Source organism: Paraflavitalea sp. CAU 1676 (assembly GCF_029223285.1).
Lineage (GTDB): Bacteria > Bacteroidota > Bacteroidia > Chitinophagales > Chitinophagaceae > Paraflavitalea.
This window is the reverse complement of the sequence record NZ_JARHUJ010000008.1, coordinates 11,881-28,731: the sequence shown is the minus strand read 5'-3', so window position 1 is coordinate 28,731 and position 16,851 is coordinate 11,881. Positions and strand designations below refer to the sequence as shown.

Here is a 16,851-nt window from a genome sequence, read left to right as displayed (position 1 = left end):
GGATGGTTCTCGGTATGATGCTCTACAAGTAGATTAAACTTTGAAGTGAGCGAAAGCCTTGTTGGCTTCAGCCATACGGTGGGTATCTTCTTTCTTTTTGAATGCACCACCTTCACCCTTTGCAGCGGCTACTACTTCGTTCGCCAGCTTTTCGGCCATGCTACGACCGTTTCTTTCACGGCTGAAGCGGATGAGCCACTTGATGCTCAGGGAGATCTTCCTGTCTGCACGAACTTCAGCAGGGATCTGGAAGGTTGCACCACCAATACGACGGCTGCGTACTTCTACAGCAGGCGTTACATTGGACAACGCTTTTTTCCATATTTCGTATCCATTTTCATTGGTTTGCTTGGAAATACGATCCATAGCGTCGTAGAAAATGGTGAATGCCGTATTCTTTTTACCCTGCCACATCAGGTTGTTAACGAAACGTGTTACCAGTGCATCATTGTATTTTGCGTCTGGAGCCGGGGCAATTTTTTTGGCTTTAGTCTTCCTCATTGTTATCGCTTATTAAAGTTGGACCAGCCAGGCCGATCCAGATTTATCTTATTTAATTGATTTACCCAACAGGCACGATGAACGTGCAGGGAGGGTTACGCCAATTTATTTCTTGGCTTTTTCGCGTTTAGTACCGTATTTAGAACGGCTCTTCTTACGATCCTTTACACCAGCAGTGTCAAGGCTACCGCGAACGATGTGATAACGTACACCTGGTAAATCCTTTACACGACCGCCACGAACCAACACAATGGAGTGCTCCTGCAGGTTATGTCCTTCACCGGGTATATAAGCAATCACCTCTACTTTATTTGTCAAACGCACCTTTGCTACTTTACGCAAAGCCGAGTTTGGCTTTTTGGGAGTAGTTGTATATACGCGGGTGCAAACACCGCGACGGAACGGACAGGAATCCAAAGCCCTTGACTTGCTCTTGGCCTTGATGATCTCTCTTCCTTTTCTAACCAATTGTTGAATTGTAGGCATTCTGAACCTTTTATTTTTGGGAGGGCAAAGGTAAACCGCTGCTATTTAAATACCAAATCTTAATCGGGGATTTTACGTATTTCTCCCGGTGAATGTGGATAACTCCTTAATTTCTTGCCGAAACAAGAAGCCATCAGCTGCAGGCTTATCCACGTAACCTCCTGTCAGCTAATGGCTTATTTTTAAAATACTATATCTTGAACATCCATCCGTGTTTGTCGGCAACTCTGCCTTCCCGGATGTCATTGAGGCGACGTTTCATTTCGGGGGCCGTCTTCCACTCGTCTACATTGAACGTCATTACAAAGTCTTTGTATTTCAATTCTTTGATCGGCGAGATGGTGGCGGCTGTGCCGGTTCCGAATACTTCGAGCAGCTGACCGGCCTTGTAGGCTTCGATCATTTCCTCGATGTTCACCGGCCTTTCTTCTACGGTGAGTCCCATTTCGGCCAGCACGGTGAGCGCGCTGTCGCGGGTAACCCCGGCGAGGATAGTGCCTGCGTTCAGATCGGGCGTAATCGCTTTGTTGCCCACGATGAAGAACACGTTCATGGTTCCGATCTCCTGTACATATTTGTGCTCAACGGCATCTGTCCATAGTACCTGATCGTATCCTTTGCTCTTGGCTTCGGCGGTTACCATCATGCTGGCGCCGTAGTTGCCGGCTACTTTGGCGTACCCTACTCCACCCGGAGCGGCGCGGGTATATTTTTCTTCCACATAGATCCGGGCCGGTGCGGCGTAATATGGGCCGGTGGGACTCAGGATGATCATAAACTTGTAAGTATCAGATGCTTTTACGCCAATCACTTCGTCGGTCGAGAACATGAACGGGCGTACATACAGGGAATGATCTTCTTTATTAGGGATCCAGTTCTTATCAACCGCGATCAGCTGGCGCATTCCTTCTATGAAGAGCTCTTCGGGCACTTCGGGCATGGCCATGCGGGTGGCGGATACGTTGAATCGCTTGAAATTATCGTATGGACGAAATATATATGCTTCTCCGTCTTCGTTGCGGTAGGCTTTGATCCCTTCAAAAATAGCCTGACCGTAATGGATGGAGGCCAGTGCGGGGCTCAGTACGAGGGGCTGGTAGGGCTTGATCTCCACATTCTTCCATTCACCGTTCTCATAATCGGCTTCGAGCATGTGGTCGGTAAAATACCTGCCAAACGGAATGTTATCCATCGGAATATCATTCAGTTTGCTTCTTTCAATTTTTGTCACAGGTATGCTATATGCATCAATCATAATCCAGTATTTTTGAGCCACAAAGAAACAATTAAACTTGCTGCCTGCAAAAAATCCAGGCAACTTTTGCTAACAATTGTTAGTGTCAAGATAAAATGCCCGGCCAGGGATGAAAGGGTAATATCATTAAAAAATTATATGTCGGCTTATAACATAGAATTACCGGGCATTGTGCTTGCCGGCCTTTACAAAAAGGCGATTGTGCAGGGAGAAGGGAAAGCCGTGGTGGGCGTTAATGCGCTGCCGCTTGCCGAAGACCGGGTGGAAGCGCCGGTCGCGCCGTCGCAGGCGTCCGCTGGTGGTCAGGCTTCGGCAGGTGTTTCGGCCGCAACTACGGTAGCGGGTAATCAGTCGGCTGCAGGCACTACGGCGGCTATTGAAGCCAGGGTTGCGGCTCAGCCAGGTGTGGCAGCCGGTGGGACCGGAGAGCGACCGATCAATGCGGTGACAGCCGCTGGGACGGTTAATCCCGTGCAAGCCACCGGGGCGACTGAACCCGTGCGATCCAGCTCCGTACCAGGCAGCGGCACTGCGGAGCCAGTGGCGAACCTGGGGTCGACTACAGGTATTGATGTTCCGCCGGTGTCTACCACTGTAGGCCCTGCCCAACCGTTACAACCCTCTGCATCTTCTGTCTATAAAATACTGGGCAATAACCGCCAGCAGGTGTCCGTGATCGTACGTTCGCCCGGTGAGGCCTTTCTACCCGAGAATAATCTTCAGCTACTCACGAAGATGCTGGGCGCGTGCAAGCTGAACCTGGGCGATGTGGCCATTGTGAATGACGCTAATCTGCGGGTAGATATGAACCTGCTGAAGCGGCAGCTTCAGCCCAAAACAGCTTTGTTATTTGGCGTTACGCCGGAAGAAGCGGGCCTACCTCTCTCCTTCCCTGCTTTCAAGGCACAGGAGTATGCCGGTACCACTTATCTTTTTACCCCTTCGCTGGATGAACTGAACATGGAAACGGAAGATGGGAAATTGCTGAAGCGCAGGCTGTGGGACAGCTTGAGAAAGATCTTCGGCGTTTGACGAACTGTAAACCGAACTGATGATACAACTGATTTTCGCGACGAACAATGCGCATAAGGTAGAGGAGATCCAAGCGGCGATTGGCTCAAAGATCGAGGTGATCAGCCTGAAGCAGGCGGGTATCGATATCGATATCCCCGAGCCGCATGATACCCTCGAAGCCAATGCTACGGAGAAATCGCGCACGATTTTACAACTAACGGGCCTGAACTGTTTCAGTGAAGACACCGGTCTGGAAGTGGATGCCCTGGGTGGCGAGCCTGGTGTAAAAAGTGCCCGTTATGCAGGTGAAGACAAGGCTTTTGATAATAATATCGATAAATTGCTATCCAAGCTGGGGAATAACCCCGACCGCCGGGCCCGGTTCCGCACAGTTATCTCCCTTTTGTGGGAGGGCCGGGAGTACCTTTTTGAAGGCATCTGCGAAGGCGCCATCATTGGGGAAAGAAGAGGAAACGGTGGTTTTGGTTATGACCCGGTATTTGTTCCTGCCGGTAGTACGCTTACTTTTGGAGAAATGTCACTTGAAGAAAAGGGGAAGCTGAGCCACCGCAAAAAAGCGGCCGATAAGCTGGTTTCTTTTTTGCAGGATAAGGTGCTGCACGCCTGATAGAATGGTGAGTTACAGTAGTTTCTGCTGATCAATCACCCCATTCCACTCTTTCAAATATTTATTTAAAAATTTGGACCAAAAAAGCAACTATAACATTTCCGAATCCGACTTGATTAAGGGATGTATTGCGGGCGACAGGCGAATGCAGGAAGAACTGTATCGCAGGTTTGCCCCCAAGATGTATGCTGTATGTCTGCGTTATGCCAATAATGCCGATGATGCCCAGGACCTGCTACAGGAAGGATTTATCAAGGTATTCAGAAACCTTCACCGTTTTCGCGCTGAGGGTTCTTTTGAAGGATGGGTGCGGAGGGTCTTTGTCAACACCTCCATTGAACATTTCCGCAAGAAATCGGCTCAGTTATCAAGCGTCAGTGAAAAGGAAGAGAACACGATAGAGGACACGGATATCTCAGCGCTCGACACCCTGGCAGAAAAAGATATTATCAATTTAGTTCAGGAGCTTTCGCCCGGTTACCGTACCGTCTTCAACCTGTATGTGGTGGAAGGGTATTCTCACAAAGAGATCGGTGAGTTATTGGGGATCAGCGAAGGCACCAGCAAATCGCAATTGGCAAGGGCCAAATCGATCCTGCAGAAGAAAGTGACCCAGTATTTAAGCGACACGAAAAAATCCTTTACCCGCTGATATGTCCGCCAACGTAAAAAATATTCTCTTTAACCTCGAGACGGCTCCTCCACCAGCTGCCTGGGATGCTATTAGCTCCCGGCTGGACACGGAGTTCGATGCCCGGGAAAGGAGCGTTGCCGATAGACTGCACGATTGGGAAACCGCTCCCCCACCAGCTGCCTGGCAGCACATTGCCCTGGCTTTGCAGGTGAATGAAGCTATCGCTGAACCTGGCCCCGTGCCTGCCGCCCAGCCGGCCAAAGTGATCAACCTCCCTTTTCGTAAACTCGCCATAGCTGCGGCTGTGTTGGGCATTGTGGGTTTTGCCACCTGGCGCTTCCTGAGCATCGAGGGCAGTGAACCGATCGTACAACAAGGCAACCCGACTACCACCCAGCCTGCGGTTACTGATACTGAAGACAGGACGGTACAACCCAGTCTGCCCGTAATAGACGCCTCTATCGGCGGAAGGCCGAAGCGCCGGATCGATATTTCCAAAAGGGTGAATGCGGTACAGTCCCTGCCAGGCGATTACGGCAATGGCACGCTGCCCGAAGAACAGTCGGCCGATATTCAATACGCGGCGATGGGTGACCTGCATGCTGAGCAAACGACCATGCGCAGAGGCGTGAAGGCGCCGCTGATCAAGGATGCCAGCGGCAATATCATCCTCGACAAAAGCCTCATTGTTTCGCGGGATAACAACTACATTATCATTACAGGCCCCAATGGGGAGCAAACGAGACTCAGCGCCAAGTTCCTTCCGGTGCTTACGGACCTCAACACGCCGATGGATCCTGCTGAGTATTTTGAGGCCCTGATCAGAGGAAATGGTTTATGGAAGGGCCGGTTCCTTCAATGGCGCGCCAGGCTCATGCAGGAAGCAAGCTTTACCCCTACAGCCGTCAATTTCCTGGATATTATGGCATTGAAGGACCTGATCGAAGAGAAATAGCATTTAAGAAAGGATCATAACTACTCTATTCATGGCACGCATTAAAGTGGACCTACCCACTCAATTTACTTTCGCCACTACCATCCCTGTTCGTATTACTGATCTTAACTATGGAGGCCATGTTGGCAACGACACGGTGCTTTCACTGATCCATGAAGCGAGGGTGCAGTTTCTGGCGCATCATGGCTTTACAGAACTGAACCTGGCGGGGGTTGGCCTGATCATGAGCGACGTGGGCATCGAGTTCAAACAGGAGCTCTTTTATCCCGACCAAATCAAGGCTTCGGTGGCTGCCGGCGACTTTACAAAGGTTTCCTTCGACCTGTATTACAAGTTTGAAAAGACGGTGGGAGATAAAACAGTGATCGTGGCCACTGCCAAGACGGGCATGGTGTGTTATGATTACGGCAAAAAGAAAGTGACGGCTATTCCGGCTGACGTCAAGGAACGACTGGAGCGTTAACTGTTCCAGATGCGCCAGCTCTCTTCGGCCTGGATCACGAGCATGTCGGCCCCGTTCTTGATGACGGCTCCCTGCTCCTCCCCTTTTTGCAAGAACATGGTTTTGGCCGGGTTATAGACCAGGTCGAACAGGTAATGTCTTTTAGTGAGCGCTGTATAAGGCAGCTGCGGGCATTCTTCTACGTGCGGGTACATGCCTACCGGTGTGGTATTGATGATGAGTGTGTGCTGTTCCAGCAGTTCGGGCGTCAGTTGTTCATAACTGATCTGCCGGCCGGTGAAGGGGTTGCGGGATACCTCCAGGAATATGATGCCCAGTTTTTCCAATACAAAATGTATGGCTTTGGCTGCGCCACCGGTACCGAGTACCAAGGCCTTCTGGTGGTGCGATTGCAGGAGCGGACGCAGGGATTCCTCGAACCCGGTTACGTCGGTATTGTAACCATGCAGTTCGCCATTGACGAACTTTATACAGTTGCAGGCGCCGATCCTTTTCACCACATCGCTTTGATGGTGCAGATAAGGGATCACCTTTTCCTTGTAGGGGATGGTTACGTTGAGCCCGGCCAGGTTGGGGTATTTTTCCAATACCCCACGCAGGGCGTCTATATTATCCAACGGGAAGTTGTCATATACACATCCGGTGATATGTTCTTCCCTGAATTTGTCGGTGAAGAATTTCTGCGAAAACGAATGGCTTAACGGGTAACCGATCAGCCCGAACTGTTTCATTATACTTCTTCTTTATTGAGGAATAAGCTAAAGGTGTCGCCACGGAGGCCTACGCGCATGGCTTCGAGTGAGATCATTTCGGTGGGTGCGATATTACCGAGGTTCACATTGCAGCCCAACAGTTCTATGAAGTACAGTTGCTGTGCTTTCTGGGGGGCTTCCCACAAGATCTTTTCGCCGGGTATCTGCGTCAGGATCTCCTGCACCAGGCCTTCCCTTACTTCACCACTGCCACGATAAATACCTACGTTACCGGCTTCGCGGGCTTCGGCGATCACGTAGGTTGCGCCTGCATTGAGTTCGGCCCGCATGAGCTCGATCCATTTGTAGGGCGGGATGATGTGGGCGGCATCTTTGCTACCTACTTCACTGAGGATGGTGCCGTGCTTGGTGAGCTTCTCGATGTAACCACATTTTTCCGCGTGGGGGATGGTGATGGAGCCATCGCTTACTTCCATGTACTCGATGCCATAATCCTTACAAACGGCAATGTAATCATTGAATTGGTTACGAACGAGGAACGCTTCGAACAGGGTACCGCCAAAATAGATGGGTATATTATAAGATTGGTATACTTCGATCTTTTCACGCAGGTTCGGGGTAACAAAGGAGGTTCCAAATCCGAGTTTCACGATATCAACATGAGGGCCCGACACACTCAGGAAATTATGCACTTCTGGAATACTAAGTCCCTTATCCATGACCATGGTTATACCATTGGTACGAGGCTTAAGGTTTCTATCGGGCATTTGTGTGAGATTGAAATTCATTCGCTGGATTTTACTATTACGGTTTCAAAAACCGCCGCAAAAATAGGGAAGAAACAACAGAAATGATACAAGGTATCCTGCACAGTATATTAGATAAAAGCTGTATAAGACTGCTTTTATGCTAATACAACATGCATCGATTCATAATAACACCTGATCAATCTTAGAAAACCGGGCAGGACTGCTGCCCATTACTGGGGCTTGTTCTTTTTGTAGCGTGCCACTACTTCCACCACCAGCTGATGCTGCAGCAGTGCAGGATTGAGCTGCACCAGCTTCTTCACCATACGGGGTGCTACATTCATGGCATTCTCCAATTGAAGTAGTGCTTCCTTGACCTTACCCAGGGCAAAGTATACGCCTACCAGGTAAAACAGGAAAAGCGGTTTGCCCTCTGTCATCTTGATGGCGGCTTTTACCTGCTCAAGTGCTTCTTCATAGAACTCGCCATTGTAAAGACAGCGTATAAGCGCTTCCCAGCTGGATATATTGCGGGGACGCTGCCTCACCACATTGGAGAAATATTGTATCGCCTCCTTGTATTCGCCCATCTGCATTTTACACTCGCCCATGGCCATATTGTACTCGGGCTGCATGCGGTGTATCTGCAGGGCTGTTTCGAGGTGTTTGATGGCGGTAGCCCATTGTGCCTCGTTGATATAGGTATAAGCGATCTTGTAGTGCAGTTTACTGTCTTCCACATTGAGGTGGGATGCTTTGCGGTAGTAGAACCTTGCCTGTGCGAAGTTCTTCATACGATCGTAGCAATGCCCGATGGCCTCATAGATGACGTCTTCGGGGCGCGACAGTTCGAGTACCTTTTCCAGTACTTCGATGGCGTCCTTGTATTTGCGCATCCGGATATAGGCATCGCCCATATTGCGGTAGGCGTAATCGAACTTTTCGTCGATCACGATCGCATATTTATAGGCATCGATGGCTTTCTCGTATAGTTTGAGGCCCTGGTAGGCGGCGGCGAGGTTGAACCAGGCGAGCTCGCTGTAGGGATGTTCTTCGATGATCTGCTGGTGCAGCAGGATGCTTTCTTCGTTGCGGCCGGTAAAGTCGGTCCAGAAGCAGATCTTGTACAGGGCTTCTTCGTTGTTGGGCTCCTGTTCGAGGATGAGCTTGAGGCAATCGAAGATCTTATCAAACTCTTCGTAATCGTCGTATACGTCTGCCAGTTCGAACAGCAGTTCGATGCGCTCCTGCCCTTCGAAGAGCTGCAGGGCATTCTCGAGCAGGGCAACGGCTTTTTCCTGTTGGTCGAGCGCCAGGTAGGCGTCGGTTTTGAGGATATAGAGGTTGATATCGTTGCTGTCTAACAGTTCGGCATGCTTGAGGATCTTGAGGGCTTCCTGGTAATGGCGGGTGGCGATGAGCAGGTCGGCCTTCTTAATAAGCAGCATGGCCGAATACGGGTATTGTTCAATACCGAGTTCGGCTGCTTCCAGGGCTTGTTGCAGGTCTTCGCGGTCGTCGAAATAGTCGATTATGCGCTCAAAGGCCTCCTCATCGAGGAAGGAGTGGCTCCGGCCCGATTTGAGGTTTTGAAACTGCTTTACCAATTCCCTCAGTTCCTCATTGTCATTTCGTGATGGATTGTCTCTCATGTAATTAAGTAAAGGTTTATGTAAAATAGCTCATTAGTGGATGCATACCAATTTTTTCTTATCGACAGGGTGTTGATAACTGGAGGTCAAAATGGTTGAACCTTAATATTTTAGGGGTGACGTGCAACATTTGTTAAAATAGTTGTGTCAATTTTATGGAATCTGTAACCTTTATGCATCTTTATTCGTTAAAGAGATACTAAGATTTGTGACGAGAGGTTAAAGGATTCTAAAATTTTTTCAATATTTTTGCGTTAGTTATGAAGGCAAACTCTACTCTTAAATTTACCCACATGCTAAAAAAGACCCTCATCAGTTGTGCGATGATCGGGGCGGTTGCACTTGCTGCTGTAGCCAGCAGCGGTGGTGGTAAAAAGAAGTCTGAGGCGCCGCTAAAGCCCATCTACACACCAATAAGAACCACTAATGGGTTCACGCTGAAAGCTGGTCCTTCCTATACGGGAAGCCACATTTTCAGTGCCGAACGTAACCGGAGTTTTGTAACGCTCGGGACAGTGGTAACCTACCAAAAGGGGAACACCGTGTACATCATGCCCCAGCAGGTTAAAATGAATGTAAAACCGACCTTCAAGTCGAATTTCAACCTGTTAGATCTTAAAATAAAGCTACATAAGTAAGCTTTATCGATTAAAAAGTCATTAAAAAGTCTTGTTAATTCATCCTCTTGCTCTCATCGTACGTGAGCTCACGATATCCGCTTTTGGGTAGATCAAACCTGGAGGCCGGTACCGGGTTCAGGTTGATCCTGGATACGGTGTATTTGATGGTGAGCTTTCCCTGAACCAGTTCGTACTCGAGGGGTAACCCATTGAGGTTTTTGAACTGGGAGTCGTAATCCTTATTCTCGGGGATTATATCAGCAGTATAATAGACGGTAAAGGTGGTGCCATCGGCCAGTTTGGCCTCGGCCTTGGTACAGTTGTAACCTGCGATCACCTTGGTTTCCTTTGTATCGGTGAATGTCATGCCGGTATACCGCTTATTCTTCTCGGCCCAGTTGTCGGCCGTCATCCTGATCAATAATTTTTGTCCGCTCACTTCGCGCAGCACTACCGACGTGCCGGCCTTGGAGTCGTGTATGGTGGTAGAGGAAAACAATGCACTCACCATTTCGGTACGGCTCATGGGGCCTTTGAGGTACACGGTGGTGGTTGCCCCATCGAGGGCATCGGCCATTTTTGGCTCTTTGCTGCCGGAGGATATGGCGGCATCATACACGAGGGTGAGCTCAGAAACCCGCTTTTGTCCGGCTGCGGTAAGCAGGAGGACCGTATTCAACGCTAAGAGCACTATGTATTTTTTCATGTTGAGCCTGGGTTGATGAGTTGCCTTAAAGACGCGTTAAGTAACCTTAAGCGTTGCCTAAAATAATAACAACCGGTCAATTTAAGGTACTATTATCTTGATTTTTAACGAAATACTTTCGATTAACGAGCAAGTTTGGGTTGGAATTGTGAGAGTGGGCTGGTGTGCGGGTGAAATGGGGGGGTGCGGCGGGGTTGTGGGTGGCTGGCAGGATTGGGGTTAGGTGGATGGTGGCGTGAGGTGGGTGGTGGGTCGGACTGTGGGTAGGTTGGTGCTGACGTGGACTTGGGGGCTGGCGGACAGGTGTTTGGGTGGGAGCTGCGGGTTAACAGCAAGTTCTGCTGTAGTCAGACTTTACAGCTATACTGTTATATCCATAAGTTTATCCATTAACATCCATATTTTGAACGGAAGGTACTTCACTGCTACCATCATAAAACGCCCAAGGGCGCCTCTAGCGAGGCGCCCTTGGGCTATGAACTTGAAGCGTGCGCTTCTGTGGTTATTTTTTTCCTTTGGTTCTTTCTTCCTGCATCTTCTTTTGCTGTTCCTGCATTAGCTCGAGGCGCTCGGCCCATTTGGATTTCGCCTTGGGCTTTTTGCGCGCGTCTTCGATCTTGGCTACCAGCTTATCATGGTTGATCACATAATGCTGGATCACGAACTGCAACAACAGCGTAATGATGTTCGACACGGTGTAGTACCAGGTCAACGCCGCTGGCAGCTTGTTGAACACAAACAACAGGATGAAAGGGAATATATAAGGCATGTATTTCAATGCCGGGTTACCCTGATCGGGCGTAGACGCCATGTTGTAGAAAGAGATCAGGAAGCTGGTAAGACAGGCAGTGATCGTGAACAAGCTAAGGTGGTTACCCAGACCCGGGATCTCGAAGGAGAAGTGCACCAGCACGTCATACGATGCCAGGTTCTTGGCCCAGAGGAACTCCTCTCCACGCAATGCGATGTTGGAGTTAAAGAAACTATACAAGGCAAAGAAGATGGGGATTTGCAACAAGCTCGGTAAACAACCCGCAAACTGATTTACACCCGCTTCGCGCATGAACTTCATTTGCTCCATCGCAAACTGCTGCTGATCGGGATACTTCTCTTTCAGCTTTGCCAGGTCGGGACGAAGAATCTTCATCTTGGCGCTGGTCAGGTATCCAGGATACATCAAAGGAGACGTAGCCAGACGGATAAAGAGCGTCAGCAACAAGATTGCGATACCCATGCTGCCGATAAAGCTGTTGAAGAAGTTGAACACCGGCATCACGATGTATTTGTTGATCGGCCTTACGAAGGCATACATATCGCGACCCAGGTTGATGATCTTATCCATCTCAGCCACCGGCTGCTTCTTCAATATCTTATAATCATTAGGACCGTAGTACAGTTGGAGGGGAACCAATGCATCAGCGCCCAGGGGCAGCTTGGCCTGCAGCGTGGTGGTAACATCGGCGATCTTGTTGGAGGAATCGGTGTGCCTTGTCCAACGGGTTTCGCCAGTAGAGAAACTGTTGAATCCAGTCTTCGCAATCAGCGCGGTGTTGAAGAACTGCTGTGATACGGCCACCCATTGTGTGGGGGTTTCGAACTTCCTGTCGGACTTGGTCATCACATAATCGAAGTCGTTATCCGTGTAATAGCAGATAGTGCTTTGCGAGCGCTCGTACTTGAAATCACTTTCATGAGATACGGGCTGGTTTTGCCAGGTAAGGTTAAATGCACCTTGCGTTAACAATTTATCAGCACCGGCCAGTTGTACATTGAAATCAATGAGGTAATCGTTGGGCCTGATGGTGAAGGTATGTGTGAGCGTACCATTCGTTGACGGGAACCGGAATACAATGCTTTGACTGTTGTCGGCATTCTTCACGACATCACCGCTGATAAAATACAGATCGGATACCTGCGTTACCTGGTTGGGCGCCGCATTAACCGGATAAGAGATCTTATCGAATGATGTTCCATTCAATACTACCAGGTTGCTATCGGCAGATTTATAGTTCTTCAGTTCAACTTTACCGGGCTGTCCGCCTTTGTTGGTAAAGGTTACTTTGATCACTTCATTCTCTACGGTTACCAACTTTTCTACTCCCTGAACCTGCTGAAGCAGACTGTCGGTTCCCAACACGGCTTTGATAGCCGTATCGCGCTTGGCGATGGCGGCTGTGGAATCGAGGGCCCTTTTCACTCTGGCCACAGAGTCTTCGTAGTGCTGGCGCTGGCCCTGGAGCTCGTGCGTATTCTTGGTTGAGATAAAGAGGTAAACAAACAATAATCCAGCTAATAACACAAAGCCGATTATCGTATTGCGATCCATGTTCATGTAATACAAAATTTTAGGAGGTGCAAAGATAGGGGAATATGGCTAGGGCCGGGGTTTATGACAAATGATTTATGTGTGAAGCCCAGCCGGGGCTTTCCCGTCTATTTAGTCGTGGTGTGCCTTAAAATATTACGGCACATTGAATAACCGTAAATACTTGTTACTCAATGTGCCGCTATTGATTTTCAACTTGATCCAGGATCAGGCTGAATGTGTCGTTATATCATTTCGCTTTGCAGAAGCGGGTTCTTTACCGCGCTTTTCTGATCGGCGTATTCTTTGGCTGCCTTAATGAAGTGCACGAACAACGGATGCGGGTTTTCGACCGTGCTCTTCAATTCGGGGTGGTATTGTACGCCGATGAAGAAGGGGTGCGCGGGCAGTTCCACGATCTCTACCAGTCCGCTTTCGGGATTCTTACCACTGGCTACCATGCCGGATTCTTCGAAGCGGGCGAGGTACTGGTTGTTAAACTCCCAACGGTGCCTGTGGCGCTCGGTGATCATTTCTTTGCCGTAGATGGTGCGCGCCAGACTACCTTCTTTCGTTTGACAGGTGTAAGAACCCAGGCGCATCGTGCCACCTTTAGCGGTGATCTTCTTTTGCTCTTCCATGAGATCGATGACCGCATCGGGCGTATTGGGGTCCATTTCGGTAGAATGGGCTTTCTTCAGATTGAGGATATCGCGGGCATATTCAATGACCGACATCTGCATGCCGAGACAAATACCGAAGAATGGCAGGTTATTCTCACGGGCGTATTTCACCGCTATGATCTTTCCTTCCACGCCACGATGACCGAAACCTGGGGCTACCAGCAATCCATCGAGGTTAGCGAGCTTTTCGGCTACGTTGTCGTCGGTTATGAATTCGCTGTGCACGTTTACCACTTGTACTTTGGCTTCATTGATGGCGCCTGCGTGTACAAATGCCTCCAGGATGGATTTATAAGCATCCTGCAGTTCAATATATTTTCCAATGAGGCCAATGGTGACCTGGCTCTTGGGGTATTTCAGCTTGTCGAGGAACTCTTTCCAGCGGTGGAGTTCCGGCTCATTCTGTGTAGTGATGTTGAGCTTCTTCATACAGATGAGATCGAGCTTCTCCCGCATCATAGCCAGTGGTACTTCGTAGATGGTGGGGGCATCGGCTGCTTCGATCACCGCTTCCTGCTTTACATTACAGAACTGGGCTATTTTACGGCGCAGGTCGGGCGACAGGGAGCGCTCTGTACGGCATACAATAATATCGGGGTGCACGCCTTCCTGGCTCAGCATTTTTACGCTGTGCTGGGTGGGCTTTGTTTTCAGTTCCTTGGCCGCTTTGAGGTAAGGGATGAGGGTAAGGTGCACGACTACGGTATCTTCCTCGGGCAGTTCCCACTGGAGCTGGCGCAATGCCTCGATGAACGGAAGGCTTTCGATATCGCCCACAGTTCCACCTAACTCAGTGATTATCACATCATACTCATTGTTTTTGCCCAACAGGAGCATTCTGCGCTTGATCTCATCGGTGATATGGGGGATTACCTGAACTGTTTTTCCGAGGAAGGCTCCTTCCCTTTCTTTGTTGATGACAGTTTGGTAAATACGGCCTGTTGTTACGTTATTGGCCTGTGTGGTAAAGATGTTCAGGAAACGCTCGTAGTGTCCGAGATCGAGGTCGGTCTCGGCACCATCTTCAGTCACATAACACTCACCATGCTCGTAGGGGTTGAGTGTACCTGGATCCACGTTGATGTAGGGATCGAATTTCTGAATAGTTACCCTTAATCCTCTTGCCTGTAATAGCTTGGCTAATGACGCGGCAATGATCCCTTTTCCTAATGAAGACGTTACACCTCCTGTTACAAAAATGTACTTGGCCATAATATATTCGTTAAATCAGTTTACAATGCTCAGTTTCTAACACGGCTGCAGGACGGGTACAAAATAATAAGCCACACAAACACCGCCGGGCTCCCTGCCAAATGGATTTAACAGGGTTTACTTGGATGTCTGTATATCTGGCGTACTACTTTTTACTTGATTATTGAACCAGTCCGGTTATGACCAGCGGAAAACCACAATAGGGGAATACTATTTCCTGAAGGTCATGCAAAGATACACGAATTTTTTGGCTGATAAAAATCACAAAAACGTAATGTGGAAAAACCTACCGTTTAAGAGGTATTAACTTATATAGAGATAGGATGACCTGGGCCTTGAGGTGCCTTTTACGGGGCCTGAAAAAGCGGATGGGCTGGTGCGTACGTAGGATACTGAGCGGGATGTTGTTTGCGCGTGACGCGCAGGGGGGATCTTGCTTAGGAGGAAAAAGCAGCGGGCATTGCTTAGCCGGGACCGGCAGGTGGATAGTAGTGCTTACGCGGGCAAGCAGGTGAACGCTCCTTACGGGGGATGGGCGCGCTACGTGGTTTATCTTAGTCTGATGAGGGTAAAATTATTCCATTGATTGGGCTGCTGCCCTTTCGCTTGCTGCGGTGCAGTTTGAATACTTTTGGCAGTTACGGTTTCTGGCCGGCTACTCTTGGCGGAATGCAAGAAGCCGATTGCTACGATCTCTACCAGTAAGACGACTTGTGTAAACCTCTCACTTTTCATAGTAAAATTGGATCAAGGGAGTTAAAGTATTTCTAAAACGAAGGAAGGCAATTTTTATTTCATTTGCAAGCTACCGACAGGGTTTTATTGACATTTTCGTAGCAATACGCTGCTGGCTACGTTATTTTTACGAATGGTGATTGCCTGTTATAGGAGTTTTGCGTGTGGTTATTCAAATATCGCAGTTGGGCCACATATTTAAGAGATTGAACCGGGTTTACCGCAGTTACACATATTTTCAGTATTTTGGTGTTTCTGAATGACTGTGCGGCAGTTATTCGTATTCGCCCTCCCTTTTTGATCTATATACCTTTTAAAATCTCCTTTCAAAATCATAGACCTGTGGATGAGCCCCTGACTCATTTTCTAACTGCCTAATCCAATTTTGCATGTCCAGGTTATCCGTTCTACTAGCAGCCTTGCTTTTGCTCAGCCAAACCCATTTCGGTCAGCGGTCGCTTTCTTCGACCCTTGCCCCCTCCAATAAGAGCCTGTATAAGGTCATATATCCCGTTGTGGCTACGTCAACGGAAACCGGTGTGCTGCCTTTTTCGGCTATTGTGGTACGGGATATCAGGCCCGACACGACCAAACTTGGCTTTTACCGTTCTACCAAAGACCGGCACTCGTACAAATACCGCTTTACCAACAACACCAGTGAGGAACTCACCAATTTTCTCATGGCTCACTATAACGGGAACCTGCAAAAGGGATCGACGCAGCAACTGGTCGTGTACCTGAGGAAAATGTGGTTGTCGGAATTCGACTCGGCAGAACTGAGCCTGCACAATACGCATCCGAAAAATGCCTGGCTTTACCTGAAAGCGGAAGTTTACCTGCAATCGGCTGAAGCCCTGCATCCGGTGTACCGCATCGATACCGTGGTATATGCGCGTAAGCATAACGGCTATACTTCGGGCGGCTTTATCACCAATACCCTCTTACAAGGATTGGAGGAGTTGGGACGCACCGATTTTGCCCAGGTGATGCGGAGACGGAAAATGACCCAGGAACAAGTGGATGCCTTTAACAGCCGGTATTTCCTTACCCCCGACCAGTGGAAGCCGGCAAAGGGTGTTTACCTGTCGTTCAATGAATTTAAAAAAGGAACCCCTTCTGCCCCGGACTTTGAAGTAAGGTTTGAATCGTTGACCGATATCCTATACGTGAAAGAGCAGGATGGCAAGCTGTATCCCCGTAAGAATGTATGGGGCTTCTGCGATGGCGAGATCACCTTCATCCGGATGGGCTCGAACTTTTTCCCGCTGTACAACCATCAACAGACCTGGGAATTTTATGGCACGGCTTCCATGGAATTCAAAGCGCCCCGCATGCCTGTTATTGCCGGTGCGAGCTGGCCCTTGTTGCTGGCATCGGCCGGCGTTAGTGAGGTGACCCAATATGAAAAAAGACTGGTGAACCTGCGCGCCTTCCAGGTAGATGTAGAGAATGGGAAGTTCTATTAAGGCATCTATCCTAAAAAAAAGAAGATGACAAAATGCCATCTTCTTCTCGTATAAATCAATTATGCTTCGCTGAT

Annotated in this window: 16 protein-coding genes; 7 read left to right on the top strand and 9 right to left on the bottom strand. The window is 49.1% G+C overall.

Annotation, left to right across the window (positions count from 1 at the left end):
- Positions 1–33: 33 nt before the first annotated feature.
- The 3 genes from rpsG to P2H89_RS24965 form a co-directional block, all read right to left on the bottom strand.
- On the bottom strand, positions 34–501 hold the full coding sequence (rpsG, locus tag P2H89_RS24975; protein WP_275832149.1) for a 30S ribosomal protein S7: 468 nt from the start codon (positions 499–501) through the stop codon (positions 34–36).
- 105 nt (positions 502–606) lie between these two features.
- Complete coding sequence (rpsL, locus tag P2H89_RS24970; RefSeq protein WP_054281116.1) at positions 607–987, bottom strand: 30S ribosomal protein S12; 381 nt, start codon at positions 985–987, stop codon at positions 607–609.
- Positions 988–1,177: 190 nt separating this feature from the next.
- The gene (locus tag P2H89_RS24965; protein ID WP_275832146.1) at positions 1,178–2,242 is read right to left on the bottom strand and encodes a branched-chain amino acid aminotransferase; all 1,065 of its coding nucleotides are present in this window, start codon (positions 2,240–2,242) and stop codon (positions 1,178–1,180) included.
- A 138-nt stretch (positions 2,243–2,380) separates the two neighbouring features.
- Between P2H89_RS24965 and P2H89_RS24960 the strand changes: the two genes are divergently transcribed.
- The 5 genes from P2H89_RS24960 to P2H89_RS24940 all read left to right on the top strand — a co-directional run bounded on the left by P2H89_RS24960 (position 2,381) and on the right by P2H89_RS24940 (position 5,936).
- Complete coding sequence (locus P2H89_RS24960; RefSeq protein WP_275832144.1) at positions 2,381–3,274, top strand: hypothetical protein; 894 nt, start codon at positions 2,381–2,383, stop codon at positions 3,272–3,274.
- 19 nt (positions 3,275–3,293) lie between these two features.
- Complete coding sequence (gene rdgB / locus P2H89_RS24955; RefSeq protein WP_275832142.1) at positions 3,294–3,884, top strand: RdgB/HAM1 family non-canonical purine NTP pyrophosphatase; 591 nt, start codon at positions 3,294–3,296, stop codon at positions 3,882–3,884.
- Positions 3,885–3,996: 112 nt separating this feature from the next.
- Complete coding sequence (locus tag P2H89_RS24950) at positions 3,997–4,536, top strand: sigma-70 family RNA polymerase sigma factor (RefSeq protein ID WP_275832140.1); 540 nt, start codon at positions 3,997–3,999, stop codon at positions 4,534–4,536.
- A 1-nt stretch (position 4,537) separates the two neighbouring features.
- Positions 4,538–5,473 (top strand): hypothetical protein, encoded by a 936-nt coding sequence (locus P2H89_RS24945; protein WP_275832138.1) that lies wholly within the window; start codon positions 4,538–4,540, stop codon positions 5,471–5,473.
- 31 nt (positions 5,474–5,504) lie between these two features.
- On the top strand, positions 5,505–5,936 hold the full coding sequence (locus tag P2H89_RS24940; protein WP_275832136.1) for a thioesterase family protein: 432 nt from the start codon (positions 5,505–5,507) through the stop codon (positions 5,934–5,936).
- Here P2H89_RS24940 and P2H89_RS24935 read toward each other — a convergent pair.
- The 3 genes from P2H89_RS24935 to P2H89_RS24925 form a co-directional block, all read right to left on the bottom strand.
- Positions 5,933–6,667 (bottom strand): shikimate dehydrogenase, encoded by a 735-nt coding sequence (locus P2H89_RS24935; protein WP_275832134.1) that lies wholly within the window; start codon positions 6,665–6,667, stop codon positions 5,933–5,935. The two genes, P2H89_RS24940 and P2H89_RS24935, sit on opposite strands and share 4 nt — an antisense overlap.
- Positions 6,667–7,437 carry a phosphosulfolactate synthase gene (locus tag P2H89_RS24930; RefSeq protein ID WP_275832132.1) on the bottom strand — a complete coding sequence of 257 codons (771 nt, stop codon included), beginning with the start codon at positions 7,435–7,437 and terminating at the stop codon, positions 6,667–6,669. The genes P2H89_RS24935 and P2H89_RS24930 overlap by 1 nt, the downstream gene beginning before the upstream one ends.
- 191 nt (positions 7,438–7,628) lie before the next feature.
- Entirely contained in the window at positions 7,629–9,050 is a 1,422-nt protein-coding gene (locus P2H89_RS24925; protein ID WP_275832130.1) for a tetratricopeptide repeat protein, read from the bottom strand.
- Positions 9,051–9,343: 293 nt separating this feature from the next.
- On the opposite strand from P2H89_RS24925, the gene P2H89_RS24920 reads away from it, so the two are divergent.
- Complete coding sequence (locus P2H89_RS24920; protein WP_275832128.1) at positions 9,344–9,688, top strand: hypothetical protein; 345 nt, start codon at positions 9,344–9,346, stop codon at positions 9,686–9,688.
- Positions 9,689–9,722: 34 nt separating this feature from the next.
- Here the strand turns inward: P2H89_RS24920 and P2H89_RS24915 are convergent, their stop codons facing one another.
- The 3 genes from P2H89_RS24915 to P2H89_RS24905 form a co-directional block, all read right to left on the bottom strand.
- On the bottom strand, positions 9,723–10,376 hold the full coding sequence (locus tag P2H89_RS24915) for a hypothetical protein (RefSeq protein ID WP_275832126.1): 654 nt from the start codon (positions 10,374–10,376) through the stop codon (positions 9,723–9,725).
- Positions 10,377–10,878: 502 nt separating this feature from the next.
- Positions 10,879–12,708 (bottom strand): membrane protein insertase YidC, encoded by a 1,830-nt coding sequence (gene yidC / locus P2H89_RS24910; RefSeq protein ID WP_275832124.1) that lies wholly within the window; start codon positions 12,706–12,708, stop codon positions 10,879–10,881.
- 218 nt (positions 12,709–12,926) lie between these two features.
- A complete protein-coding gene (locus P2H89_RS24905) occupies positions 12,927–14,576 on the bottom strand; it encodes a CTP synthase (RefSeq protein ID WP_275832122.1) in 1,650 nt (549 codons plus the stop codon).
- Between the two features lie 1,124 nt (positions 14,577–15,700).
- On the opposite strand from P2H89_RS24905, the gene P2H89_RS24900 reads away from it, so the two are divergent.
- Positions 15,701–16,777, top strand: coding sequence for a hypothetical protein (locus P2H89_RS24900; protein ID WP_275832120.1), 1,077 nt, complete (start codon positions 15,701–15,703; stop codon positions 16,775–16,777).
- Positions 16,778–16,851 lie beyond the last annotated feature (74 nt).

Coding starts and splice junctions, on each gene's coding strand:
- rpsG (WP_275832149.1), bottom strand. CDS start 501: ATGAGGAAGACTAAAGCCAAAAAAATTGCCCCGGCTCCAGACGCAAAA.
- rpsL (WP_054281116.1), bottom strand. CDS start 987: ATGCCTACAATTCAACAATTGGTTAGAAAAGGAAGAGAGATCATCAAG.
- P2H89_RS24965 (WP_275832146.1), bottom strand. CDS start 2,242: ATGATTGATGCATATAGCATACCTGTGACAAAAATTGAAAGAAGCAAA.
- P2H89_RS24960 (WP_275832144.1), top strand. CDS start 2,381: ATGTCGGCTTATAACATAGAATTACCGGGCATTGTGCTTGCCGGCCTT.
- rdgB (WP_275832142.1), top strand. CDS start 3,294: ATGATACAACTGATTTTCGCGACGAACAATGCGCATAAGGTAGAGGAG.
- P2H89_RS24945 (WP_275832138.1), top strand. CDS start 4,538: ATGTCCGCCAACGTAAAAAATATTCTCTTTAACCTCGAGACGGCTCCT.
- P2H89_RS24940 (WP_275832136.1), top strand. CDS start 5,505: ATGGCACGCATTAAAGTGGACCTACCCACTCAATTTACTTTCGCCACT.
- P2H89_RS24935 (WP_275832134.1), bottom strand. CDS start 6,667: ATGAAACAGTTCGGGCTGATCGGTTACCCGTTAAGCCATTCGTTTTCG.
- P2H89_RS24930 (WP_275832132.1), bottom strand. CDS start 7,437: ATGAATTTCAATCTCACACAAATGCCCGATAGAAACCTTAAGCCTCGT.
- P2H89_RS24925 (WP_275832130.1), bottom strand. CDS start 9,050: ATGAGAGACAATCCATCACGAAATGACAATGAGGAACTGAGGGAATTG.
- P2H89_RS24920 (WP_275832128.1), top strand. CDS start 9,344: ATGCTAAAAAAGACCCTCATCAGTTGTGCGATGATCGGGGCGGTTGCA.
- P2H89_RS24915 (WP_275832126.1), bottom strand. CDS start 10,376: ATGAAAAAATACATAGTGCTCTTAGCGTTGAATACGGTCCTCCTGCTT.
- yidC (WP_275832124.1), bottom strand. CDS start 12,708: ATGAACATGGATCGCAATACGATAATCGGCTTTGTGTTATTAGCTGGA.
- P2H89_RS24905 (WP_275832122.1), bottom strand. CDS start 14,576: ATGGCCAAGTACATTTTTGTAACAGGAGGTGTAACGTCTTCATTAGGA.
- P2H89_RS24900 (WP_275832120.1), top strand. CDS start 15,701: ATGTCCAGGTTATCCGTTCTACTAGCAGCCTTGCTTTTGCTCAGCCAA.